This is a genomic window from Segatella copri, from assembly GCF_949820605.1.
Classification (GTDB): domain Bacteria; phylum Bacteroidota; class Bacteroidia; order Bacteroidales; family Bacteroidaceae; genus Prevotella.
Genome location: NZ_CATKVU010000006.1, coordinates 771114 through 795354, shown reverse-complemented (window position 1 = coordinate 795354; position 24241 = coordinate 771114). Strand labels below are relative to the sequence as shown.

The window sequence follows — 24241 nt, the reverse complement described above, 5'->3', positions numbered from 1 at the left end:
TCATGAAAGATTTTAAGAAAATAAGAAAACACCGCCGGCTCTACCGCACCCGCCGATGGGCTTCCCGCAAGTTCGGGTGGCTCATCAGGGCTGTGCGCTGGCTGGCTCACAAGCTCCGGTTCCTGCGCATATTTAGGTTTCTCAACCCGTTCAGGTACATCAAGAAGCTCGACTGGTACATTATCAAGAAGTTTCTGGGCTACTATTTCTTCTCCATCGCCCTGATCATCTCCATTGCCATCGTCTTCGACTTCAACGAGAACCTGTCAAAATTCACAGAGCACCATGCACCGGCGCGCGCAATCATCTTCGATTACTACGCCAACTTCGTGCCCTATTTTGCCAACCTCTTCAGTGCGCTGTTCGTGTTCGTGGCGGTCATTCTCTTCACCACTAAGCTGGCAAGCAATTCCGAAATCATCGCTATCCTGGCGTCGGGAGTATCCTTCAAGCGTCTCCTTCGCCCATACATGATTACCTGCGTGCTGCTCTCAGCCCTCTCCTTCGGGCTCTCAGCCTACGTCATTCCCCACGGAACCGTTATCAGGCAGAACTTCGAGACGATGTACAAGAATAAGAAGAAGAATACCAGTGCCGAGAATGTACAGCTGCAGGTAGACAAGGGAGTGATTGCCTATATGCAGCATTACGACAACAGCATGAAACGCGGCTACGGATTCTGTCTCGACAAGTTCCAGGACAAGAAACTCGTAAGCCACCTTACAGCGATGGAAATCCAGTACGACACCATTTCCGACAGCAAGTATCACTGGCAACTGAGCAACTGGAAAATCCGCAAGCTCCAGGGCATGAAGGAGCATATTACGAGCGGAGCCCAGAAGGACACCACCATCATGATGGAACCTACCGACCTGGTCTATTCCAAGGGTCAGCAGGAAACCTTCACCAGTCCTGAGCTCCGCGATTACATCTCCAAGCAGATCAACCGCGGTTCGGGCAACGTAGTGCAGTACGAGGTAGAATACCACAAGCGCATCGCCTCTTCCTTCGCCTCATTCATCCTCACCATCATCGGCGTCTCCCTCTCAGCCCGCAAGCGCAAGGGCGGCATGGGAGCAGCATTGGGCGTAGGACTTGCACTGAGTTTCGGCTACATCATGCTGCAGACGGTTTCTGCCACCTTCGCCATCCAGGCCAACTTTCCGCCTGTTCTGGCAGCGTGGCTTCCAAACTTCCTCTTCGCCATCGTAGCCTACTTCTGCTACCGCAAGGCACCGAGGTAAAATCAGAACCGGTTATCATAACCCGGTAATTGGATTTTGAGGGAAAAAGTCAACATTAAAAAATTGGATTTTGAGGGAAAAAGTCAACATTCAACATTCAACATTCAACATTAAAAAAAATGTATTTCGACGAATTAGATTTAAACGACAACGTGCTCGACGCATTATATGACATGCGCTTCGACACATGCACTCCAGTACAGGAAAAGTGCATTCCAGAGATATTAGAAGGTCACGATGTCTTGGGTGTAGCCCAGACCGGAACCGGCAAAACCGCAGCCTATCTGCTCCCAGTATTGAGCAAGCTCGATGACGGCGGTTATCCTAAAGACGCCATCAACTGCGTCATCATGTCACCAACCCGCGAGCTCGCCCAGCAGATAGACCAGGCGATGCAAGGCTTCGGCTATTACCTGCAGGGCGTGAGCAGCGTAGCCGTATACGGCGGCAACGACGGCAACCGTTACGATCAGGAGTTGCGCAGCCTCCGCATGGGCGCCGATGTAGTCATCGCCACCCCGGGCCGCCTCATCTCCCATATCTCTCTGGGCAATGTAGACCTCAGCAAGGTAAGCTTCTTCATCCTCGACGAGGCCGACCGCATGCTCGACATGGGTTTCTCTGACGACATCAAGACCATCGCGGCAAAACTGCCAAAGACCTGCCAGACCATCATGTTCTCGGCAACCATGCCTGAGAAGATAGAAGAACTGGCTAAGACCCTGCTCAAGAATCCGGTAGAAATCAAACTTGCCGTCAGCAAGCCAGCCGAGAAAATCAAGCAGGAAGCATACGTATGCTACGAAACCCAGAAGATGACCATCCTCAAGGACATCTTCAAGGCGGGCGACCTGAAGCGTGTCATCGTCTTCAGCGGCAGTAAATTCAAGGTGAAGCAACTCGCAGCTTCCCTCCAGCAGATTGGAGTAAACTGCGGAGCCATGCACAGCGACCTGGAACAGGCTGAGCGCGATGATGTGATGTTCAAGTTCAAGAGCGGACAGTATGATGTTCTCGTAGCTACCGACATTGTGGCGCGCGGAATCGACATCGATGATATTGAGATGGTCATCAATTACGATGTTCCTCACGATACAGAAGATTACGTTCACCGCATAGGCCGTACAGCCCGTGCCAACCGCGATGGTAGAGCCATCACCTTCGTGAGCGAAGAAGACCAGTACTGGTTCCAGCAGATAGAGAAGTTCCTGGAGAAGGTGGTAGACAAAATGCCTCTCCCTGAGGGATGCGGCGAAGGTCCTGAATACATCAAGCTCAACAAGCCGAAGAAGAAAGGCGCAAACGGAAGAAACAACAGACGCGGTAACGGCAGAAACGGCGAGGCCGGAAAGAACAACGCCAAGAACCGCCGACAGAAAGACCGCGACCAGACTTCTCACAAGCGCAAGCCGAACAAACCAAACGAGCGTCAGGAAAAAGCACCACGCAGCAACGAGCAGCAGTCTCAGCAAGGTAACAGGCAGCAGAACGCAAAGCAGCAGCTTCAGCAAGGTAACAGGCAGCAGAACGCAAAGCAGCAGCTTCAGCAAGGTAACAGGCAGCAGAACGCAAAGCAGCAGCCACAGCAGGGTAACAGGCAGCAGAACGCAAAGCAGCAGAACAGAAAGCCAGCCCAGCCAGGCGAGCAGCCAAAGAACAGCAACAGCCAGAAGCGCCGCAATAACAGCAACCAGCAGCGCCCAGGCACCGAGAACAATGTTCGTCCAGGCAGCAACGGCCGTGGCAGAGGCGTAGCCCAGAAAAAGGGCGACAAGCCGGCGGCACGTAAGCACACCCCTATCGTAAATCCACAGAAGAAAGAAAACGCTGTGAAGAAATTCATCAAGCGCATCTTCGGATTCAAGAAATAGGTAAACAATCATCTTTTTAAAAAAGGAAAGAGGAACGATGAAAGAGCTACCCCTCACCCCGCTCATGACCATCAGCCTCACACTGACGATCGGAATCATCATAGCCAAATGGGGCTATGATGATTTCAATATGCGCTTCTGGCTCATCATCTCCATCATTTCATGCGCCCTTGGCAGCATCATCTTTTTCCTTACTGAGTTCTTAAGCCAAAAAGCTTACTTCAGCATGAGCCACCAGTTTCTCATCTTCTCCCAATGCGTGATGATTCATTTATGCATCCTGAGCCTTGGGGCTTTTCTTACCTGTAAGCAAATAGCTGATTCCCAAACCTCTACACAACTGAAAAACTGGCAGGAACTGCCTTACCTCACACGGGCAAAAATCAATACCGAACGCTATAAAAGCAATATTGAAAGCAAACTGGTTTCCCTTCACGTAAAACAGCAAGACTATGCAGTCATCGCAGCCATGGCGCTGGGCGACAAGAGCGCACTCGACTCGAACACCCGAAACAGTTACTCCATTTCCGGAGCCAGTCACATCTTGGCAGTAAGCGGACTTCATATAGGCATTATCTTTCAGCTTTTCATCTTTCTGCTAGGCGGCAGAAAGTACTCAGTTTACACCATCATCCTGTCCCTCATCTCCATCTGGACCTACGTTTTTCTCATAGGATTGCCGGCAAGTGCAGTCCGCGCAGCCATCATGCTTTCAGCCTACAGCTTAAGTTTAGCTTTCCATCGTACCAGTCTGCCGCTCAACACATTAGCCTCAGCTTATATATTTATGCTCTTCATCAGTCCGCTCTATCTATTCGAGTTGAGTTTCCAGCTTTCGTTCCTGGCAGTAGCCTCCATCCTGCTGTTCTTCACACCCCTTTACACCCTCCTCCCCATCCGCAGCCGTTTCATCCGTTGGGCATGGGGCCTCCTTTGCGTTTCACTGGCAGCCCAGATAGGAACCCTTCCGGTCATCGTCTACACGTTCGGCAGAATATCGTGCTATTCACTTCTCACCAATTACATCGCCATTCCCGCAGCAACCCTCATCCTATATCTTGGAGCAGCATTAATCCTGTTCTCCCCACTCACGTTATGGGCGCCCATAGCACCGGTTGTCGCCCCACTCATCAGCCTTACATCAGGCGCCCTGACCAGCATCACCCAGTTTTTGAATACAGCCATAAAACTGATCAGCATGCTGCCTGGAGCAAGCATCGAAAACGTAAGAATCAGTCTGCCTCAGGTAATCGGTCTCTACGCTATCATCCTGCTCATTTATGCCCTATGGCGCAGGATAGATAAACAGAAGTCGTCAGAATGCAAGATTCCCTAAAACGGAGATAAAGGCTTAAACCCCGAAAAACGTCTCTTATATAATAAGGTGTTCGTACACAAAAGCGCTACAAATCGAGGCTAAGAATGTTAAAAAATAACTTTTTTATACTTTTTCTGCATTTTTTCTTTCTTTTTGTTGGTGTTTTCGAGAAAAACATGTATCTTTGCAATCAGAAATAAAAAATAAGAATTTAAACACAATAAAAGATTAAAGATTATGAAAGCATCAGAAGTCATCGCGAATCTCCAAAGAAGATTCCCAAATGAGCCTGAATACATTCAGGCAGTTAGTCAGGTTCTCGGTACTATCGAGGAAGAGTACAACAAGCACCCAGAGTTTGAGAAGGCAAACCTCATCGAGCGTCTCTGCATTCCAGACCGCATCATCCAGTTCCGCGTATCTTGGGTAGATGATAAGGGCAACGTACAGACTAACATGGGTTACCGCGTACAGCACAACAACGCGATTGGCCCTTACAAGGGAGGTCTTCGTTACCACAAGTCAGTAAACTTGGGTATTTTGAAGTTCTTGGCTTTCGAGCAGACATTCAAGAACTCTCTTACAACTCTCCCAATGGGTGGTGCTAAGGGTGGTTCCGACTTCTCTCCACGTGGCAAGAGCAACAACGAGGTAATGCGTTTCTGCCAGGCTTTCATGACAGAGCTTTATCGTCACATGGGTCCAGACGAGGATGTTCCAGCTGGTGACATCGGTGTAGGTGGCCGCGAGGTAGGTTACCTCTTCGGAATGTACAAGAAGTTGACACACCAGTTCCAGGGCGTCTTGACCGGTAAGGGTCAGGAGTTCGGCGGTTCATTGATTCGTCCTGAGGCAACAGGTTACGGTAACGTATACTTCCTCTGCAACATGCTCGCTACCAAGGGTATCGACATCAAGGGCAAGACTGTTTTGGTTTCAGGTTCAGGTAATGTAGCGCAGTACACTATGGAGAAGTTGCTCCAGTTGGGTGCTAAGCCAGTTACATGTTCAGATTCAGACGGTTACATCTACGACCCAGACGGAATCGACCGCGAGAAGCTCGATTACATCATGGAGCTCAAGAACGTAGAGCGTGGTCGTATCAAGGAGTATGCTGAGAAGTATGGTGTAAAATATGTTGCGGGTGCTAAGCCTTGGTTTGAGAAGGCAGACATCGCTCTCCCATCAGCTACTCAGAACGAAATCAACGAGGAGGCAGCCAAGGCTCTCATCGCCAACGGCGTAATCGCAGTAAGCGAGGGTGCAAACATGCCTTCTACTCCAGAGGCTATCAAGGTATTCCAGGATGCTAAGATTCTCTACTCTCCAGGTAAGGCAGCCAACGCAGGTGGTGTTGCAGTATCAGGTCTTGAGATGAGCCAGAACTCAGAGCGTCTGAAGTGGTCTCGTGAGGAGGTTGATGCTAAGCTCCACGACATCATGAACGATATTCACGCAAACTGCGTGAAGTATGGTACTGAGCCAGACGGTTACGTAAATTACGTAAAGGGTGCAAACGTAGCCGGCTTCCTGAAGGTAGCTAAGGCTATGATGGCTCAGGGCATTGTATAAGGCTAGAAAATTTACAATAAACATTGTTTTAAAATTTAAAATGTTAGAAAATAGCGGGTCTGTGAAGATCCGCTATTTTTGTGTTTACTCCTTCCCCCACTCCTTCTTTACATCAAAGCAGGGGCAGGCTTTGTTGGCAAATTCATTATGACCATGAATCGTGGCTAATGGATATTCCTCCTTCAGCTGCTCGATGAGCGAGCGCATTGCCGCTTTCTGTTCTCGGGTTCTTGTATCCTTCGGCTTGCCTTTCTTTGATAAGCCGCCGATGTAGCAGACGCCTATACTGATGGAATTATGGCCCTTGCAATGGGCGCCGACCTCCTCTATCGCACGACCTACATGAATGCTGCCGTCACGATAAATCACGAAATGATAACCTATGCAGCGCAGTCCGCGCTCCCGGTGCCAGCGGTCAATATCCGCTACGGTGAAGTTGCGACCTTCCTTGGTCGCACTGCAATGAATGATGATTTCCTTTATCTTACGCATGATATTGAATATTAATTATTGAAAAATAAGCAGATAATTGAAGGGGATTTCGTCAACACCCAAATCCCTGATAAACAGATTGATTCTGCACGGTAGATGCTTTTTCTTCATCCTCTTGAATTCCTCATCCAACAACTGGCAAAATGCATTATAGCATTCTTCTGATTGCGTAACGATTCCGGTATAATGAGACTTGCCCAGAATGATACTCTTGTTTCTCAGACGTAGCGGACCGTTGCCAGGCACGAAGCGAGCTCTGCGCCTAACAGTACGAGGCACGTAATTGGATCTCAACAGAATAACAGGCTTGATAACAATTTCATATTTTCCTCTTTCATACTTATTTTTCTTCTTTGTCTCCGACACCTTCTTTTGCTTGGTAGGAATAAGAGAAATCTTATAACGTCCTGCTGGCAAATGACGGTTAGGACGTTCTAAGGTGTCGCAGAAAATCTTGCCACCTATAACCATTGTGCCATCCACACTCCATGGAGTGAAGCGACGGCGGAATATATTGATGTTCATGATAATTTACAATTAATAATTGATAATGAATAATTGGATCAAGGCCGGCCATTAAGGCTGATTTAAGAACCCGAAAAACTTGATGACACTTAGTGACCTTGACCCTTAATAACCCTCCAAAATTATATGGTAGGCGAAACTTTCTGATAATGTCTGTCTGGCAATACGCTGATTAAGCCCTGGCGTTTCCAGTTTTTCAGCATCTGTTTCACTGATTCATGAGTGGCACTTGCCCCTTTAACAGCAACACTCTGCTGCTCTGCCTGTTCGAAGGTGAAGGTTACGTCCAGACGTTCGAAGATGGAATCATTCTTACCCCGACGACAACGGTCCCAAGCAGATTGGCAGCAATAATCCTTTGATGAGAAAGCCTCTTCAATACGGCTACGGAAGAAGTAGAGCGCATTATCCAACTGATAGTCAGCCAGCACATCAAAGACATTCAGCATAGTTGGTGTCTGCATCTTTACGAGCATTCCCTTCCACAAGTCAGGTGACTCCTTCAGCTGTTTCTCGGCTCCATTGAAACCATGCTTCTGAATCAGCGTTTCCAGAACCTTGCAGAGCATGATGCAGGTCATCAATCTCATGGTGGTTGGACAGATACGGAAACGCTGGCGGGCTTTCACCTTGTCGTCATTTTTCATTGTTTCCAGTCTTATCTGTTCCAGCCATTCCCTACCCTTATTCTCCAGCTTGGGCAGAACCACCTCACCGGTCAGCAAAGGCAGAAGATGAGCAATCTGAATAATGCGGTTGCGTTGGCGTTCGTTCATTACATGCATGTTGTCAGAAAGTGGAGTGAAGGTATTATCGGGCGTTTTTGCCACGATGATACGGCTCTGGAAACCATCCGTATAATTGCTTACTACTCGATAGAGCGCATCAGGCGTTCCACACATCACCACGTTCCATAACAGTCTGTCTATATGAACATTCACTGCATCTGCACTTCTTGCCTCACGCTCATAGCATGTTCCGTCGTAAGCCTGTCTCAACATAACTGAAAAGTCGCTCATCGCCGATTTCCACTTCTGCGCTACGGTGTCAGCTTCCGGAGTAAACGAGAAGGCGTGTTTGCCTTCTGTGTTCGCCAGTCGTTCAGCCAGATTCGCCACCGTATTGTTCAGTGTCAAGCATCTTACAGGCAGTTTCGGCTCTTCCGGCTGCTCCTTCTTGTTCTTGGCTGCACGTTTCTTGGCTCGCCATTCATCCTCCTTCTGTAGATACATTCTGTCCATTTCCTTCACTTCCGAAGTCCATGCGTCAATCACGGGGTCAATACTTCCCTTACCAGATGCAAAATCACCGGCGATGTAGGAGATGAGATTCAGCGAGTTCATCTTGCCGTGAACGGAAACCTTCACGCCCGTTGCGAGCATTCCGATGGCAGGACAGATGGCTGTGATTACAGGCAGTGCCAGTGCCGGACCCACTGCGCTGATGGAATCCCGAATGCCTTGCGGCAACTTAGGCAGCGCATTATAATAGAACAGATCATCCTTGGCGTTAGCCTCGTCCAGCGCATTTACCAGCGCCTCATTGTCAGTCGCCGAACCACCACCCGCATTTCCCTGTTTCATTCGTTCCTGACGGATGGTAGAGAGCACATCCTTCAGCCGCTTAGGCATTTGTGTGATTTTCTCGTTTAATGCCGAGTTGATGCAAGCCATCTTTTCCTGCTCGGGAAACCCATCGTAGCAGGGAATAATCTGAGCCAGCAGATTGCGGTCAAAACCACAGATGTGGCGCAGGTTCACAGCCAGCTCAAAGGTCAGCGTATTGCGGTTGGAGCGCATCGGCTCCTGCCCATCATTATACATCTGCCACCACTTCTTAATGATTTCCCCATAAGGAATCCCGAGATAATTGTCCTGAGCAGCAGAAGTAGTTGAAGTAGCAGCAGTTGACGCAGTAGAAGAAGTTGACGCAGTAGAGGCTGAAGCAGCAGAAGTAGAAATTCTCGAATTCTTAAATTCCTGCCCCTTAAAAACCCCTTGAGAATCCTTCTTGAATTCTTCCTTCCAAGGCTCATAATGCTTGTTTGCCTTGTGCGCCCCTTCCGGCAGTTCCTCCTGTCCGTATCTTTCACGCTCTTCCAGGACTTTCCCTTCAGCAGCCACAGCAGCCTCATCGTAAGCATCCTTGAAGAGCCGTGGCGAAAGGAAGAGCAGATCTTCGTCATCCGATGTGGTCGTGAAATAAACCCGATTGATGTCGTGAGCCGAAGTATCCATTTCGCACTTGAGCATCGTAGCAATCCTCACCTGATTCTCCAGAACCGTCTTGCCCTTTTCACGTTCAAACACCGCATGTCCGCCTTGTCGTGCACTGCGTTCCAGCATCAGCAGTCCGTACTTGTCCGGTTCTTTCAGCAGCAGTTTGGCAGCCTTGGCAAAAGCCTCCGGCTCATCCATATCAAATCCGAAAGCACCGCTTGGCAGTTTCATTCCCTTCACCACACCTTGCGGATAATGGCCGGAATAATTAAACTGCACCAGTCTCCGTTTCGCAGCATCGTTTCCGGCACGAGCCAGACGAAGATTCGCCTTCTGCTCATTGCTTCCACGCAACTGCTTATACTCCTCTTCCGAAGTGATGGAGCGGGCAACCTTGTGCCCGTTCTCCACCTTAATCAAATAACAACTCATCTATCTGTTTCTACTTATCGTTTTAAGTTGAATACAAACCCCTAATGTTTCAGTTGGTAATCCACTACCGCCTCAGCCCCTTCTTCTGCCTCAACAGCCAGCGTTTGGGCGATGTTGATTCCCTCATGGCAGAACACCTTCAAGGTAAGCTGAACAGCACCGTCCTTGGTCTTGCTCACACGACCATGCGCCAGTTTCTTAATCAGTTCCGACTGAGTTCTGAGGCGGTGCTGAACCACGAAATCAAACGTTCCGTCAGGCATTTGCTGAGCCACGCCCATCGAACGGAATCGAGGAACCTTATTCACCCCCGATTCCTGGGGACTGAAGAGGAAATACTGCTTAGCATCATAGTAAGCCATTCCACCCAACTGCACATGCTGGCAGTCATTATTATTCACCTGCTGGTTCTGAACATTATTCTGAGCATTGTTCTGAACCTTGTTTACTTTCTTAACCATAATCTGAATTGAATTTTTAGGAGAAGAAACATCCGGATTGTTGCGCGCTTTACCATGGAAAATCCTCCTCTGTTTCAACTCAGTTAATAACTAAGAATCTCCGCAATAAGTCTCCAAGCGAAGCCTCCCTTTTTACCTTTTTACTTTTTTACCCTTTTACCTTTTCTATGTCCGTAACCAGAATATCCTGATAAACCTGACCATTGTGCTCATGGGTAGTAAAGCGAAGCGTAACAGCCACCAGCTCGCCCGGAGCATACTTACACTGGGCCATATTACCCAACATTGCCGCAGCATACTGGTTCTCATACTTGCCGCCCATCTCCTGGAGAACGATGTTACATTTCATCATCTGTCCGTTCTCACTTTTCTGACTCTGCACAGCGAAGGTCTCGCCCTGCTGCACCACTCTCATAATCTGAGTATACATATTATATAATGTACGAAGAGGTTTTCAAGAGCACCAAACCATTTCGGCGTTGTCTTGTTTCTTCGACGCTGCAAAAGTACTGCAGAAAAAAAAGCAAAACAATCCCTTTCCCACAACTCCCCCGAAAAACCCACGTTTTTGGGAAAAATCGGGCATTTCTTGGGAAAAAGTAAAAAGAAGAAGAAATAGAGAGTTAGAAAGTAAAGAAAACAGAAAATTCATTCCCCTTTCCCCAAAAAATCCCTCATTTTTCCCAACGTTGGGAAAAATCGTGGGAATCTTGGGAAAAATTGCCTAATAAAAATAAAAAAGCACCTCCTTCACCATCCATGAAGAAGATGCTTTTAACAAAAGCAACCAAAGTTACCCAAATATATTATTCCCAAACGGGAACTTAATTCTTGTTTAAGATTATATGGAAAAACGCAACCCAAAATGCATAATCCCAAATGCTTGTAACACTATCTATGTAAGATTAAATTAATGAAGCTGTTTCAATTCTTCTTCTGTCAATCCGGTAGCCTGCATGATTTGTGACCAAGACATCCCCATTGCCAACAAGTTACGGGCTACTTCCACTCTACCCTTAGCTATTCCCTTTTCCTCGCCTTCAATATACGAGCCATAAAGGCCAGAGTAGTAATCATCAACAGCCTTAATACTTTCATCGTATTTTTCCTGCTCCTCACTACTCAAGCAACGAACATCCGCCAATTTAGCAAGATGATTGAATATCTTCTTCTGTGCCGTAAAAGGCAATCTTTCCAATACTTCCATATACTTCAAAACATAAATCCATTTTTCAAAACCTGTCTCGCATTCTTCCTCACTCTTATCAAAGAAAGGAAGAGAAAGATAGATGAAACGAAGCTTATCAGAAAACATCGAGTCACTAGACTTCTCCCTCAAAGCAACGTCTGTCCTAAACTTTGTCACCTCATGCTCCTTTGGCATAAAATTCATGATGCAAACCACATAAACCGGTACAAACTGGTATAAAATAGCTGTGCGGACACCAGCTTCATCAAATTTCTTGCGTTGGGCAACAAAAGCCTTACTAGCATAATAGATGGAACGATTCACAAAGAAAGGTACCCATCTGTTCTGCATCTCAACGATGAAATGCTTGTCATCGTCGGTAACACAATAGATGTCAAAGATGCAGCCACGGAGATCATTAGTATCTCCAAGCTGTTCCTTATCCTTGAATGTTACGTCCTTGATTTGAAACTCGCCTTCAAACAAGTCGTTCAAAAAATTAATCAGCAAGTCCTTGCTGAACTCTTGACCGAAGAGACGCTTGAAGCCCCAGTCGGTAAAGGGGTTGATGTATCTACCCATAAATTATCAATTTAGATTCTAAAATCTGCTGCGAAGATACACTTTTTTATTGAAACTGCCAAGAAATTCTAGAATTTTCTTTCAAAATAAGGAAAAGAAAGAGATATGTAGAGAGAAAAGGGAAGGCGCCCTCCCATCGCACCTTCCCTTCTCCATCCTCCCTCAAATACTTCTCATATAACCATCCCTTTTCGCCAGCTTATAATACAGATCCTGGGCGGTATGATAATCGGGATCGGAGCTTTCAAGCCACTCCGAAAAATGGTGGTTGTGGTTCTTCTGCGTTTCCTGCTTGCGAGACGACTCCACAACGCACTACTTTCCCCAATATCTTTCTGCCATAGGCTGCAACCTTTCCTTTATTACTTCCATAACAGTCTTGAAATCAAGAGTTTCTTTCCATTGAATCTTTTTCAGAAATGCTTTCCAGCGAACTATACGTGCTGCGTCTGTCGCAAAACTTTCTGTAAACAACTGCAATTCGGGATTGTATGTAAGCCCTCTATTATCGAAAGTCGCCTTAATCGCATCATATAATGTGTCATCAGACAAGTCTCTCTTTGTCAGGAGTTGGTAACAGTCGAAGAAATCTTTCATGCGACTGTTGAGCACATCTCGGTCTATCATCGTATGGAATTTCTCGGCAACAACAGTCTCCAAGGAATATGCCTGTATGTTCACAGATGGAATGTCAGGCAAAAGCAATGGGAAGTCAATAGTTGTTGGATATGGAGTTACAACATCACCAAAGCCAATGTCAACAGACATGTTATAAGAAATGGTATCCATGTGGGCAGTAAAATAGAATCGGGTGCCAGGATATTTCTTTTCGACGGTGATAGGTTCTAACTTGATGCTGTCAACATCAAACGATACTCCATCCTCATCGCATACAATGCCCAAAATTTCCTGGAACACGTGCGCAAGGAAATCCCTATCACGGCTAATTCTATCTGCCATGAAATCAACATCTACTGTAGGACGTGCCTCAAGTCCGTTCATAGCATAAAGCAAAGAGCCACCTTTCAGCAAAAAATTGTCCTTATATTGGCTTACAGATACTCTGTAAAGCAACCTCTCGTTGAAATATCTTGCCAAGAGATACATATATTTATAGCCTGTCTCATTCATCAGATTGAGCAAGCGGGTCTTAACAGACTTACCGTAGTTTTTCTTTCCCATCTTATTCTATTGCTATTTCAAGATAATTTTTCAATGTATTAAACACTCTGAGGCGTTGGGCGTAATCCTGCAAACGAGTAAGATTGCGATTGGGCTTTCTCAAATAAGAACGAATTACTTCCGCACAAACATCCAGCCCCAATTTGTTTCTGTATTTCACTGCATCACAAACACTTCGCTCCAAGTCGGTTATGCGAACATGAAAACCGGATATTTCTGCTTCCATAATGCCAAACTCCAGATTCTCCTTCTTCCAATAATACAATTCTATCGGAAGCGTTTCAGGAATCTCTACTTTCCGTTTATTGGCGATGGCAATGCAAAAAGCTGGTGGAACAGTTGTCGAAAGCTGATGATAAGCCCAGGCATTGTATAGACACACAACACCTTTAGGTACAATCCGCTCCACATCTATCATTGTATTCAGCAGGGCTTCCGGAACAGCATAAATGCCCTGGCGCAACTTGATCAAGTCGCCACGTTCCTTAGCTCTCAACAATCGCTTATACTCTGCCATATGAGGAATATCAGTAGTAGAGATTGTGCCTCCTAGTGCTTCCACTTTACAAACTATATTGTCCATATCACATTTATATTAATATCATTGTCGCTGCAAAAATACAATATTTTTTTGAAAAGCGGTAATATTCTACGGAATATTTTCAAAAAAGCCGTAGAATATTACCGGATTTATCCTTGTTTTATGCCCAGGGACGATAGTTATCTCTAAATCTTCCTCTCTACTTTCCTATACCAACTCAAATACTTCTCATATAACCATCCCTTTTCGCCAGCTTATAATACAGATCCTGGGCGGTATGATAATCGGGGTCTGAACCCTCAAGCCACTCCGAAAAATGGTGGTTGTGGTTCTTCTGCGTTTCCTGCTTGCGGAACGACTCAACCACACATTTCTTTTCTGCATCCGGAAACATCAGGTTCATGCGGGCGGCAAAGGCTGCCTTGTCCTGATTATCACGCACCATGTGGAACGTATATTTCATCAGGCACCAGACTATGTACCAGCTTTGCTGAGACGTAATGTTGCCCTTTATCCAGAACTTCAACTTCTCCTCCAACTTTATGGAATCTACCCAGTTCACAAAGAAAGAGTCGCTGTTACGCTCAAAATCATCAGCCCTGGCAATTTCTGCCTCCCACATTTTATGCTCACCCTGATACTTGAACAGCGTTTCAAAATCCTCGGGCGAAGCCTGCTCCCTGACTAGCGTACGGACAAGTTCTTCTTCCTCATCCTCCTCTCGCTCAAACCAGTCAGAACAAAGCGTATAATTGTTGTATTTATCCTCAACCCCATCCATCACTTTCTGTAAGCTGTCGTTGGTAATGGCTATTCTCCTGCTTTCCATGCGGTGCTTCTTTACCTTTACCTCATGTTTCAGATGGTCAGGTAGCGTGCCCTCGTCGAAAATTCGCTTGATATAATGGTAAATAATAACAGCCTCACGGTCGGTGCGGAAAAAGCGGGTTCTGTATAAGGCTAGGAAATCAGCACAAATAGTACTTACTGTGGAGATGGTTTCTGCCAAAGACATCTGCAAACCAGTAGAGACAAAGTTCTTGTAATGGGAATCAAAACGCGGATAATCGTCTCCTACAGGAACTTTAAGCTTCTCGCATTGCTCGTAAATAGCCTTAGCATAGGGAATCTGACCATACTCCTCTTCCTTATCGAGCAAATAGTCTGAATGCTTCCGGGCGATGGTCTGAATTTCCTGGAGCACCTTCTCTAAAACATCTGTATAAATCCCCATGAATTCATCATCATAGCTCTTGTAGATGGAAATGTAGACTTTCTTATGGAGCGTATGAATATATTTAAGAAAATCTGTCAACTGCTTGGCAAGGTTCTGGTAAATATGAAAATAACAGGTAAGGCCTTTATGCTTTCCTGCATTCCAACTAAATACATCTTTAGCATGCTGAATCTCCTTATACAAATGTTCTGCCTCTCTCTTAAACTGACCCACATCAGTAGTTGTTACTGGAGCGTATTTCTTGACTCCTGTTACTTCATCTTCCACAAAAAGATCTTCTTCTGATGAAATCTTCAGAAGAGAATTGTAGTTATTGTCAGTATTGGGTGTTTCCTCTGTCTGCATATTCTTTTTATAGGTTTGATTGTTTTGTTGTTTTAATAAGCGGCATGGGGTTCCCTGTAAGTACCGGTATTCGGGTACCTGCAAGAACCTTCGGTAAGGTACAAACAAGTACTGCCCACGCCGTAGAGGAGTGGACGCCTTGCTGTCACCGTCTTCTTACCGAATTTCTGAATTGCAGGTTCTGAATACCGTAGAAGTGTCAGATAATCAGCGTCAATATCTATATGTTATTTTCTCTTGTTTACTTTCTGTTTCTTACTTCAAATTTTAAAGGGTTTATACTACGTTATCTTCATCATCCGCCCAGTGGTCGCATTGGCGCATCACGGTTTCCAGCGCCTTTTCTGCACCCTCTGGTGGATACTTATACTTCTTGAGCAGTCGCTTCACCATCACTCGCATTTTCGCCCTCGCCGATTCCTTCCGGTTCCAGTCGATGGTGCGGTTGCGGTGCAAGACTTCTGTCAGTTCCCGGGTCAGCGCCACAAACTCCTCGTCGGAGTAAGCCTGCCGCACTCCTTCGGGCGTGGAGAGCGCATCATAGAATGCCTTCTCCTCGGGCGAAAGTCCCAGGTCGTTGCCCTCTGCTTCTGCCTGCTTCATCTGCTGAGCCATCTTCAACAGTTCCTCTATCACTTCCTCGTTGGTGAGCAAGCCCTTCAGATAGTTGGAGAGACTCTGGCTGAGCATGTCGGAGAAGAGGTCGCTCTGAACCACGTTGGTCTTCTTCTGCTGCTTGATTTTTTCTTTCATCAGTTTGGTGAGCAGTTCCACAGCCAGGTTGCGCTCCTTCATGTTCTTCACCTCCTGGATGAAGGCGTCGTCGAAGAGCGAGAACTCTATCTGGTGGTCGCCGAAGAGATTGATTACTCCGTCGGTCTTCACACTCTGACGGAGCAGCTCACCGATGCGCTCGTTGATTTCATGGCGGCTGATCTTGCCCTTCTGCGAGAGTTTGAGCATCATCACGCGCAGCGCATCCATGTAGCACACCTCTGCCTTCTGCTGCTCATTCAGGAGCGAACGGCAGAGCGTGGTGGCATTGTGAAGCAGATTGCTGTGCTCCATAAAGTTCTTCTTGCGCTGAACCATGGCTGGAGAACTCAGGAAGTTGGCTCCGCCCGTAATGGCGAGGGCTCGCTTCGAGTTGTCCTGTTCGAAGAAGCCGGAATAGTCGAAACCATGAAGCTGGTCTCGGCAGATTTCCATCTCTTCTTTCCATTTCACCAGGGCGGTCTTGGCGATGTCGGGGTCTCCAAAGCGGCGGCGATCACGGTTGGTGTACTGCTGCATGGCACTCTTCAGCGCCTGCGCAATGCCTACGTAATCCACTATCAGTCCGCCTTCCTTGCCCGGGAACACACGGTTCACACGGGCTATTGCCTGCATCAGATTATGACCGCTCATCGGTTTATATACGTACATGGTGGCGAGCGACGGAACATCGAAACCCGTGAGCCACATATCTCTTACGATGGCGATTTTCATCTCATCGTCGTTGTCCTTGAATTTTCTTGCCAGTTCCTTCTTGTAGGCTTCGTTGCCGATAATCGGCTGCCAGTCTTCGGGGTCCTGGTTCGAACCGCTCATCACTACCTTTACCTTCTCCGTCCACCCGGGGCGAAGTTCCAGCATCTTGCGGTAGATTTTGATGGCGATGCTTCGGGTCAGTGCCACAATCATTGCCTTGCCGGTGAGTTCCTGCGCACGGTTTTCCTCGTAGTGCTTCACAATATCCCTTACCAGCGTGTCGATGGTGGCGTCTTCACCCAGGAGTACTTCCAGTCGGCTGTGCTCCTGCTTTGCCTGCCTGATTTGCTCCTCGGTGGCTCCCTCATCGGCCAGGTTGTCGAACTCATCGTTCAACAGGTTCATCGTGTCTTCATCGAGGTTCAGGTTCACCACACGGCTCTCGTAATAAACCGGACGGGTGGCTCCATCATCTACCGCCTGACTCATGTCGTAAACGTCGATGTAGTTGCCGAACACTTCCTCCGTGTCTCTGTCGCGGTCGCTGATAGGCGTTCCGGTGAAGCCAATAAATGAGGCACCTGGCAGGGCTTCTCTCATCTTCTGGCTGAATCCCTTCTTCATCGTCAGGCTCTTGTTGTCCCAGTGCTCTTCGCCGTATTGCGAGCGGTGCGCCTCATCGGTCATCACGATGATGTTGCGACGGGTGGAGAGTGCCGAATCGCCTTCTTCAAACTTCTGAATGGTGGTAAAGATGATTCCCCCACTCTTTCGGTTACGCAGCAGATTGCCCAGGTCTTCACGGCTCTGGGCGTTCTGTGGTTCCTGACGAAGGAAGTCCTGGCAGCGGCAGAACTGACCGAAGAGCTGGTTGTCGAGGTCCTTGCGGTCGGTTACTACCACGATGGTTACTTCGGGCAACCGTTGCACCAGCTGGTGGGCGTAGAACACCATGGAGAGGCTCTTGCCCGAACCCTGCGTGTGCCAGAACACGCCGATTTTTCCGTTGCCTTCCACTGCGGTACGGGTGCGCTGCAGGGCTTTGCCCACGGCGTAGTACTGGTGGTAGGCGGTAAGAATCTTGGCGTATTTGCCCTGGTTCTTGTCGAAGCAGATGAAGTTCTGCAGGATGTCGAGCAGTCGCTGCTGCTGGAACATACCGAGGAAGAAGGTGCGATAGTCGGCAAAGAGGGTTGACTCGTATGAGCCGTCCACGGTCTTCCATTCCATGTAGCGTTCTAGCTTGGCAGTGATGGTTCCGGCACGGGTCTCGCTCATGTCGCTGATTACGTTGAAGGCGTTGTAGCTGAAGAGGCTTGGAATGCTCTGCTGATAGTTCTTGATCTGCTTGTAGGCATCTTCTACGGTTGCATCTTCGGAAATGGCGCTTTTCAGCTCCACCACCACGAGGGGCAATCCGTTGACCATCACCACCATGTCGCAGCGCTTGTTCTTATACTCTTCTACTCGCCACTGGTTCACCACCTTGAAGAGGTTTCTTTCGGGATGGTCGAAGTCGATGAGCCGCATCAGGGCTGTTCGTTCTTCGCCATTCTGCAGGAATTCCACCTCCAGACCGTTTTGCATCCAGAGGGTAAACTGCTCGTTGTTCTGTTCTAAAGTACCGATGCAGATGTTGGTGATTTGCTTGATTCCTTCATCCATTACATCGGCTGGCAGTTCAGGATTAAGCCGTCGCATCGAGGCGACCAAATCGGCACGATAGAAAGGCTCCTTATAGTCGCGCTCCACCTCGTAGCCACATTCGTACGCATAGCCGAGTTCGTCGCGGAACAGGGCAATGAGCGTTTGCTCGTATGCGTCTTCGGTGAATTTCTTGTCGTCTGCCATAATGATATTTTTAATTTTCTTTCTCGTTATTTTCTTTCGTAGCTCTTCTTATTCCGGGACTTCCAGCTCGCCTGACATTAAGCGAGGGAGAAGGGTGTCGCGGAGAGTTGAGAGGTTGCGAGATTCTGCTGAGATATTCTTTATTCTTTGAAGTATTGAATCAAGTATTTTACTACATTCTTCTACTACTTTCAAAGGAGGAAGAACAACAACAAACTTATCTATGTCTGCTTTACCCAAATGACTAACAGTTGTTCCCGTTTTGTATGACTGAACAAATTCTAACTCTGGTTTCATTAAATAAAGAACAAACAAATTGCTAATTGATGTCTGTTGCGGCATTAATTTGCACACTCGCTGATTCAGCAATCCCGTATTACCTTTCCAAATATGAGGGACAAATTCTGCATCCATACCAGCAACTATGTCTCCCATATTAACATATTCTGTTTGCGGAAGTATTTCCGGTGTATAGAATTGCGGATTGCAATCTTTTAAATCCCTAATTCTTATTAAAGGAAGACCTTCTCCATTATCATTGAACTTTGCAGATTTATAAGGAGCACCATAAACAACTTTCACATATTCATATGGGCTTCCTACTTTCCATCCTTCCGGAATCATTCCCAATTCACTATCCACGAACTTACCATCCTTGAAAGGCTCAAAGTCAACGAACCAATTCTTGAAAATAGCCTGCGCCATCTCCTCCAAATCAGCATTGATCTTGTTGTTCATCTCTATCTTCCGGTCGAGAGAAGAAAGGATGGAGGCTATGTGGCGCTGGTCTTCAAGAGAAGGCAATTCAAAAACATAATCTCTCATGGTCTTCAGGGAAATATGTTTTATTGTTGACCCTGTACTCATCAAATGGATATATGACTTAAAATGAGGGCTTTGTAATTGATAGTAGAGATACGAAGATTCTACAATTTCTGGATTACAATTTATATAGCAAGCACCTTTGCCCAATACACATTTTTCTCCTCTATATTTTGCAATATTGCCTATCGTTCCATCAATAGAGTAAAGAATTGAATGTTTGCCCAATGGTTTCTTGTACTTTAAATATTCTTCATGACTTGTCTTTTTTGTTGGGTCATTATCAAGAATATAACCATTATACAAGTTTTTTGCATTGACAAATATATATTCTCCATTCACAATAAACTTAGGAGCTTTATGTAAGCCATCACTTAGTTCAGAGCACACATCCCCCAATCTAACTTCTTTCCACTCCATACTTTACACCTCCCATCCAATTTTCTTCAACTGCAATCTGATCTCTTCTTCCTGCTTCTTGCTTTCCTCAAACAGCTGCTTCAGCTCTCCGGTTAGAGTCATCATTTTCTCCTCGAAAGGCACTCCGTCTCCTTCGTCTTCGGCGATTCCTACGTATCTGCCAGGAGTCAGGATGTAATCTTGCTCGGCAATCTGCTCAGTGGTGCATACGGCACAGAAGCCTTTTTCATCCTCCAGGGTTCCCTGCTGGAACGCATGGAAGGTGTCGGTAATCTTCTTGATGTCCGTATCAGGCATCAGCTCACGAAGCTTGCGGGTAACCATCGTGCCCAGATTACGGGCGTCGATAAACACAGTCTTGCCCTTCTGCGCCTTGTTGCGGCTGATAAACCAAAGACTTACAGGAATACCCGTACTGTAGAACAACTGAGAAGGCAAAGCCACGATTCCCTCTACCAGGTCGGCTTCGATGATGGCTTGGCGAATCTGTCCCTCGCCGCCACTCTGACTCGAAAGCGCACCATTCGCCAGCACCAAACCTATCTTTCCGTTAGGTGCCAGATGGTGAATCATGTGCTGCATCCACGCAAAGTTGGCGTTGCCAGCAGGTGGCAAACCATACTGCCAGCGCACATCTTCCTGAAGCGCACTCTGCCCCCAGTCGCTGAGGTTGAAAGGAGGATTGGCAAGAATGTAATCTGCCTTCAGCGTAGGGTGCTGGTCATCATAGAATGTGTCGGCAAAGACTTTTCCTAAGTTCGCATCCAAGCCACGGATGGCAAGGTTCATGTGCGCCATCTTCCACGTATCAGGGTTTGCCTCCTGACCATAGATACTGATTTTGCGCAGGTTTCCCTTGTGGCGCTCTATAAACTTGGCGCTCTGCACAAACATACCACCGCTTCCGCAGCAAGGGTCATAGACTCTGCCCTCGTAAGGCTCCAGTATCTCTACCAGCGTGCGGACAATGCAGGAAGGCGTATAGAACTCGCCACCATTCTTGCCCTCCAGGCTGGCAAACTGCTGCAGACAGTATTCGTAGGTTCTGCCCAGCAGGTCTTTCTCCTCGCCAGCATCGTGCATTTCTATGTTCGTAAAGAGATCTACCACATCACCCAGACGGCGCTTGTCAAGCTCCGGACGGGCGAAATTCTTAGGCAGAATGCCCTTCAGTCTTTCGTTTTCTCGCTCAATGGCAGTAAGTGCTTCATCTATTATCACGCCTATTTCCGGGGTGTGGGCAGCAGCACTAATCTTGCTCCATCGGGCTTCAGCAGGCACAAAGAAGATGTTCTCGGCGGTGTATTCGTCCTTATCTTCCGGGTCGGCGTATTCGTCGCCCTGCAGCTCCTGGAACTTCTGCTCGAAGCGGTCGCTGATGTATTTCAGAAAAATGAGTCCGAGCACCACACCCTCGTATTGCGAAGCGCTGAGGTTGCCTCTCAGAATATCGGCAGCCTTCCATATTTTCTCTTCAAAACCAATGCTGATTGTATCTTGTTTCTTAGCCATAATATGCTTATTTTTCTACGAGCACTAGCTTCCAGTCCTCATTCTGCAGAACGAGGGTCCCGTTGTTGTCCGTAATGGTGAATATCTGATTATCTATCTGTATTTTGTTCTCCTTTATTAAATAGGTGTAGTGACCGCAAGCAACGTTTTCGGTGGTAGTTTGGGTTATTTTACCGCCTTCGTCGAAGTGGTTCACTTCCGTCGTTTTGGAGAAAGAAATCGCATCTGAGGTGAAACTGCAGAACAAAGGAGCCTCTTTTACGTCGATAAAGATACTTCCAACGCGCTGATAAAGGGCTGAAATCTGCCATTCGTGGGCTAAAAATGTGGTTTTGTAATCCAAAACCTCTGATTTTTCTGTTTCTTCGTCGCTAGAACAGGCGGTGGAAGAAAGCATAAAAAAAGCGACTATTATCATATAAAAATAAGATAATATTCGCCTGCGGATAAGAACATGATGATATTGGGCTAACTTTGCCTGAGCAAAATTACCCCCCCCCTAAAACTTTGTACATCAACCAGTTATATCTTTTCATCTTAGTATTGTTATTATGTAGTTTCTAGTTTTCCGGACTATTGCTACGTCAATAATTTGTTAATTGCTAGCAAAGATAATAAAAAGTTGGCAAACCCAAGAATTTTATCACGTTATTTAACGGAAAAATGCAAAATATGGGGGTTAGGAAGATGTTTTACCCCCTCTTCTAAGGGTAAAAAATGCCCCTCCTCGGACGTGAAACCATACTCCAAAGGTAGATATTTTTGACAAATACAAAGAATTGGGAGGGAGGAAATGAGCACTAGAGCGGTGCAATATGCAGTATTTCTCACCAGAGAATGTAGATTATCATTATACACACATAAATAAAGCACAACTGATATAAACTTTCATAACCATCTCATACACAAGTGATTTAGAACTATCACACACTCTAACAAACAATCCATTCAAGCATTACACTTAGTGGGTCATTAGGTCAAAGTCATTTAGGGTCATTATGTTTTCCGAGAGTTAAAAAGTCACTATGAGGGTGTGTCATAAGTCTATGACGCACCCTTTTTTTGTGTGTTTCTATATATTCTAGTTGAATCGTAGTCTTTCTTCACAAAGGGAATCTTATTATATTGTATAGAAACTTTACTTTTCTTGTTTTATCGATAACAAAACAGCCCCAAAGCTCACAAAAGGGCATAGTTATCCCTGACGATAAAAAAAACAAAATTGAGTTTTATCGTTTTATACCCAAATATTTCTTCAAATTGAATCCCATTCCGAACAATCCTAGATCCATGTAAACCTTGTCCATTCCAAAATGCCTGAATCGCTTATAATGCATATCTGCCTTCATCTGCCCAAATACAGCTTCCGGCTCTATCGGTCGCTGGCTTCTGTGTTTCAAGCCCTCTTCAGACGTTAGTAGCAGGAAGGCTTCCTTTTTATATGCATTCAGTTTATGGTTGACATATATGGTTCTGTTGCCTTTGGATTTCTTGCAGAGACTTCCAAGCGGACATCCATCACATCGTTGTGCTCTATATAATGTAATGACAGACACATAGCCGGAGTCACTTTTCGTTTGCCGTTGTCCACAAGGTTCCATGTGTTGTCCCATGGGGCAGACATAATAGTCATCATCCCTGTTGTAGTAGAAGTTCGCTTGGTTGAAGGCATCCTCCTTGAAAGGCTTATGCTGTTCCTTGTGAAACCAGTTGTACTTTACATAACCCACCATTTCTTCCATCTCTAGGTACTCGTAGTTCTCCTCCGAGCCATACCCTGAGTCTGCGGTGACGCTCTTGGATTGCTTTCCATATCTTTTCTTGTACTTATCCAAAAAAGGCTTGAAGGTCAGGGTGTCTGTTGGATTGGGATAAAGGGCGAAATTCGTCCAATATTGATTCTCTGTCGCAATTTGAAGGTTATAGGCAGGCTTTGTCTGCCCATTGTTCATGGCATCTTCCTTGAGGCGCATGAAGGTCGCATCGGGATCGGTCTTGGAGTAACTGTTTCTCTCGCCCAGTATATCCAGTGATTTTTCATACTCGCACAGTTTGTCCGAGGCTTTGAACAAGTGATCTATCTGAGTATTTAGCTTTTGCTTCTCTCTTCCTGTAAGCTTTGCCTTAGGAAGGTTCTTCACTTGCCTCTCACACAAACGTGCACTTCTCTCTACATCCTTGGCGGAAGTGGCTGGCTCGCTGTCTTCTTCCTTAATGTCACTCCCGCCATTCAGGCGAATTTGTTCTTTTATCTGAGCCAATGCAGCAGAGGTCTTTTCCAAGAGCTTAGCCCTGTTCTTTTCCACGGTCTTCTTCCATACAAACGTGTACTTGTTTGCTTTCGACTCTATCTTAGTACCATCAACATATTGTTCCTCCAGACTAATCACGCCCTTTTCAACCAATATGGAGACGACCGCATCAAAATAAAAGTCGATGCATTTAATCATATGATGGGATCTAAAGCGGTTGATTGTTGCGAAAGATAATTGCTTACCTCCACAAATCCACATATAGCGAACATCGTATTTAAGTGCGTCCGCTATGCCACGACAGGAATAAACGCCATTGATATAGGCAAAAACAACTAAACTTAGAAGCATCTTCGGACTGTAAGGAGGAGCACCAATCCCATCATAGGTATCCATGAGAGGGTTGATGTCCATACTGCGAACAATACGATCCACCATACGAACTTTGCTGTCTTTTGGCACATAATCATCGAAAGAGTTAGGAAAAAAGCTCAATTCGTGCCGAGTTTCAGATTTTATTTGTATCTTTGCCATACTTAAAGAAGTTTTCTGCAAAGATACAAATCTTTTGCGGAAAGGCAAAGCCCGAGCTTGTGAAAGTTTGGGCTTTGTTGTAAATAAAAATGTTTTTTAAAGATTTCGTATCTGTGAAAAGGCAAAAAATAAAAAGGGGTGCGTCACAGACTTATGACACACCCTCATAG

18 protein-coding genes are annotated in these 24241 nt (G+C 46.4%); 4 read left to right on the top strand and 14 right to left on the bottom strand.

Annotated features, from left to right (window positions below; genetic code table 11):
* The first annotated feature begins 2 nt into the window (after window positions 1–2).
* The 4 genes from RCO84_RS04280 (at window position 3) to RCO84_RS04265 (ending at window position 6005) form a co-directional block, all read left to right on the top strand.
* Complete coding sequence (locus RCO84_RS04280) at window positions 3–1244, top strand: LptF/LptG family permease (protein ID WP_264910183.1); 1242 nt, start codon at window positions 3–5, stop codon at window positions 1242–1244.
* A gap of 119 nt (window positions 1245–1363) precedes the next feature.
* The gene (locus RCO84_RS04275; RefSeq protein ID WP_317584047.1) at window positions 1364–3115 is read left to right on the top strand and encodes a DEAD/DEAH box helicase; all 1752 of its coding nucleotides are present in this window, start codon (window positions 1364–1366) and stop codon (window positions 3113–3115) included.
* 37 nt (window positions 3116–3152) lie between these two features.
* Window positions 3153–4451, top strand: a complete 1299-nt coding sequence (locus RCO84_RS04270; RefSeq protein WP_317584046.1) for a ComEC/Rec2 family competence protein — start codon at window positions 3153–3155, stop codon at window positions 4449–4451.
* Between the two features lie 219 nt (window positions 4452–4670).
* Entirely contained in the window at window positions 4671–6005 is a 1335-nt protein-coding gene (locus tag RCO84_RS04265) for an NADP-specific glutamate dehydrogenase (RefSeq protein ID WP_006847509.1), read from the top strand.
* Between the two features lie 84 nt (window positions 6006–6089).
* Here the strand turns inward: RCO84_RS04265 and RCO84_RS04260 are convergent, their stop codons facing one another.
* The 14 genes from RCO84_RS04260 to RCO84_RS04195 form a co-directional block, all read right to left on the bottom strand.
* Window positions 6090–6497, bottom strand: a complete 408-nt coding sequence (locus tag RCO84_RS04260; protein WP_264900326.1) for an N-acetylmuramoyl-L-alanine amidase — start codon at window positions 6495–6497, stop codon at window positions 6090–6092.
* A 15-nt stretch (window positions 6498–6512) separates the two neighbouring features.
* On the bottom strand, window positions 6513–7022 hold the full coding sequence (locus tag RCO84_RS04255; protein WP_144155355.1) for a DUF5675 family protein: 510 nt from the start codon (window positions 7020–7022) through the stop codon (window positions 6513–6515).
* 122 nt (window positions 7023–7144) lie between these two features.
* Window positions 7145–9673: a DUF3987 domain-containing protein gene (locus RCO84_RS04250; RefSeq protein WP_317584043.1), complete on the bottom strand. Its 2529-nt coding sequence runs from the start codon at window positions 9671–9673 to the stop codon at window positions 7145–7147.
* Between the two features lie 41 nt (window positions 9674–9714).
* On the bottom strand, window positions 9715–10134 hold the full coding sequence (locus RCO84_RS04245; protein ID WP_260849779.1) for a hypothetical protein: 420 nt from the start codon (window positions 10132–10134) through the stop codon (window positions 9715–9717).
* Window positions 10135–10282: 148 nt separating this feature from the next.
* A complete protein-coding gene (locus tag RCO84_RS04240) occupies window positions 10283–10564 on the bottom strand; it encodes a DUF3127 domain-containing protein (RefSeq protein WP_118063867.1) in 282 nt (93 codons plus the stop codon).
* A gap of 480 nt (window positions 10565–11044) precedes the next feature.
* Window positions 11045–11905 (bottom strand): Rpn family recombination-promoting nuclease/putative transposase, encoded by an 861-nt coding sequence (locus RCO84_RS04235; protein ID WP_317573670.1) that lies wholly within the window; start codon window positions 11903–11905, stop codon window positions 11045–11047.
* A 315-nt stretch (window positions 11906–12220) separates the two neighbouring features.
* Window positions 12221–13087: a nucleotidyl transferase AbiEii/AbiGii toxin family protein gene (locus RCO84_RS04230; RefSeq protein WP_317584040.1), complete on the bottom strand. Its 867-nt coding sequence runs from the start codon at window positions 13085–13087 to the stop codon at window positions 12221–12223.
* 1 nt (window position 13088) lies between these two features.
* Window positions 13089–13670, bottom strand: a complete 582-nt coding sequence (locus RCO84_RS04225) for a type IV toxin-antitoxin system AbiEi family antitoxin domain-containing protein (protein ID WP_317584038.1) — start codon at window positions 13668–13670, stop codon at window positions 13089–13091.
* A 175-nt stretch (window positions 13671–13845) separates the two neighbouring features.
* A complete protein-coding gene (locus tag RCO84_RS04220; protein ID WP_317584036.1) occupies window positions 13846–15210 on the bottom strand; it encodes a hypothetical protein in 1365 nt (454 codons plus the stop codon).
* A gap of 276 nt (window positions 15211–15486) precedes the next feature.
* On the bottom strand, window positions 15487–18531 hold the full coding sequence (locus RCO84_RS04215; RefSeq protein ID WP_317584034.1) for a type I restriction endonuclease subunit R: 3045 nt from the start codon (window positions 18529–18531) through the stop codon (window positions 15487–15489).
* 48 nt (window positions 18532–18579) lie between these two features.
* Window positions 18580–19773, bottom strand: coding sequence for a restriction endonuclease subunit S (locus RCO84_RS04210; protein ID WP_186292330.1), 1194 nt, complete (start codon window positions 19771–19773; stop codon window positions 18580–18582).
* 3 nt (window positions 19774–19776) lie between these two features.
* On the bottom strand, window positions 19777–21285 hold the full coding sequence (locus tag RCO84_RS04205; RefSeq protein WP_317584032.1) for a type I restriction-modification system subunit M: 1509 nt from the start codon (window positions 21283–21285) through the stop codon (window positions 19777–19779).
* Between the two features lie 7 nt (window positions 21286–21292).
* On the bottom strand, window positions 21293–21628 hold the full coding sequence (locus tag RCO84_RS04200; protein ID WP_144155182.1) for a hypothetical protein: 336 nt from the start codon (window positions 21626–21628) through the stop codon (window positions 21293–21295).
* 886 nt (window positions 21629–22514) lie between these two features.
* Window positions 22515–24071: an IS1182 family transposase gene (locus RCO84_RS04195; protein WP_317584030.1), complete on the bottom strand. Its 1557-nt coding sequence runs from the start codon at window positions 24069–24071 to the stop codon at window positions 22515–22517.
* Window positions 24072–24241 lie beyond the last annotated feature (170 nt).